The organism is Kitasatospora sp. NPDC001159, from assembly GCF_053598235.1.
Genome location: NZ_JBSFJV010000263.1, coordinates 1 through 1,872, shown reverse-complemented (window position 1 = coordinate 1,872; position 1,872 = coordinate 1). Strand labels below are relative to the sequence as shown.

Sequence of the window (1,872 nt, the reverse complement as noted above, 5' to 3'; positions counted from 1 at the left end):
AGTACCGGCCCGACACCCTCGACGGCTTCATAGCCGGCACCGGCCTGACCCTCGACACCCCAACGTCACCCTGACGAGCCGAAGTCAGTAACTACCCGGCCTTGGTGGAACTTCAGTCTCCTACACGTACCCCGCGTGCGGGCACACCGCGATGGTCACCTCGGAGGCGGCGGCGAAGAAGCATGGCCGGTGCTGGAAGTGCCAGCAGGAATGGTGGCGGGAGAACGAGCCGCGGATGAAGGCGGAGCTGTCGGCTGCGGCGAAGGCCGCCGCCGGCCGGGCGGCCGAGCTGCTGGATGCCGTCGCACTGGCGCCGGATGTCCCGGCTCCGCTGGCGACCGAGTGGCGGTGGTGGGCGGCCAAGTACCTTCAGGGCGCCATCGCCGCCGAGGAGGTCATGGGCAAGGACGGCGAGCGTGACCGGGTGCTGGCGAAGGTGACGGCCGCCGCCGCGACCCTGCTGCCCTCGACACAGGATGCCGGGCGGGCCGCGGCCCAGGAGGGTGTGCTGCGGATTCTCGACCAGGCGCACTGGGCCCAGGGCTGGTTCCACCAGCTCACCGGACGCGGGCCCCGCCGAGCACCGCAGGACCACTTGGAGAACCTGGCCTGGCTGCTGGGCGAGGTCCTGGCCGACTGGTCGCAGAGCGCGGCCGAGGCCGTCGCCGCGAACCGGGCGGACGGCCATGCCCCGCCCACCACCGCCGAACTCACCCGGAGTCTGACCCGGGCGGTGCTCTCCTTGAAGGACGAGTTCGTCCGCGACAGCCCGCTGGAGCATCTGGCCCGCACCTACAAGGAGCTGCGGGTGCCGGTGGTGCCGGACGGCAAGGGCCGGTACGGCCGCCTGGACGTGGTGATCTGGACGCCGGGCGGCACGGACATCGTGGTGGAGATCGACTCCGCACCGAACGCGGCCTCCGCGCAGAAGCTCGCCTTCGCCCGCGACGCCGGGGCCTTCCCGCTGTGGGTCCGCTTCGGCTCCGGCGGCATTGAGAAGATCGATGGCGTGATGGTCCTCGACATCCGCGACGCTGTACGCGGCGTGTGTGAGGCAGGAAGTGGCGGCTGAGACACGCAGGCCAGGCGCCCGGCGGGGCTCCCTCTGGGCGCCTGGCCTGCGGCCCGCCGACAGATGCGCGGCCAACGGGGACACCCCTTCCCCGTGTCGCTCTCTGCCGGATAGGGCCGTCCCGGGACTGCTCGATCCCGGTTTGATCAGGTACTCTGCGCCGGGGCGCCGGCCGGACCTGCGAGACGCACACCTCCCGGGCCATCACCGGCCGGGCGCCCGCACGCCCTTCAGGAGGCGCCCGGCTCCTCGGTGCCGGGGCGGCCGGCCTTCTTCAACTTCATCAGGGCCTTGTTCCGGTTCTCCACACCCGCCCAGTAGGGATGGGCGTACAGTTCGGCGCCGACGGCGCTGAACGCCGCGCGGTTGTCCTCGCTCGGATCGGAAGCCCAAACGGCCTCGGCCTCGTAGGTCAGGGGGAAATTCGTCGGTGTCGGACACCGGCACATCGTAGATCGCACACAGGTGCGACCCGATGGTGCCCCGCAGAACCCCTGGACAGCCGTCACCCGGACGCCGCAGTCGCGGGATTCCGGGACGGCTCCCTCCCGTTGAAACGACGGGAGGGAGCACCCGGCCGAGCCAGCCAGGCACCTCCTCCCCGCGTCCACCGAGGGTGAACCCGGGTCGCTACTGCTGCGCCTCTGCGAGTTCCCGGACCGCGCGGGCGAGATCGAGGATGGCCAGGGCGATCGCGCCGAGCCCTGCCCTTGCCGATAACCTCATCCGCACTGGTGAGAGGCTCTGCGCGACGGTGCACTGGTGTCGTCCTCGTCGGTCGGTCAGGCACTCTGGCTGAG

At 71.3% G+C, this 1,872-nt stretch carries 2 protein-coding genes and 1 pseudogene; 2 read left to right on the top strand and 1 reads right to left on the bottom strand.

Annotation, left to right across the window (positions count from 1 at the left end):
* Positions 1-74, top strand: a pseudogene (locus ACWC9T_RS41720) (transposase); the annotation flags it as partial.
* A gap of 161 nt (positions 75-235) precedes the next feature.
* Positions 236-1,072, top strand: coding sequence for a hypothetical protein (locus ACWC9T_RS41715; RefSeq protein WP_449826237.1), 837 nt, complete (start codon positions 236-238; stop codon positions 1,070-1,072).
* Between the two features lie 230 nt (positions 1,073-1,302).
* On the opposite strand, the gene ACWC9T_RS41710 is transcribed toward ACWC9T_RS41715, so the two are convergent.
* Positions 1,303-1,533 (bottom strand): hypothetical protein, encoded by a 231-nt coding sequence (locus ACWC9T_RS41710; protein WP_449826236.1) that lies wholly within the window; start codon positions 1,531-1,533, stop codon positions 1,303-1,305.
* Between the last annotated feature and the right edge of the window lie 339 nt (positions 1,534-1,872).

What these genes read in the sequence shown, in the direction of transcription:
- ACWC9T_RS41715 (WP_449826237.1), top strand. Translation starts at nt 236, where the DNA reads ATGAAGGCGGAGCTGTCGGCTGCGGCGAAGGCCGCCGCCGGCCGGGCG.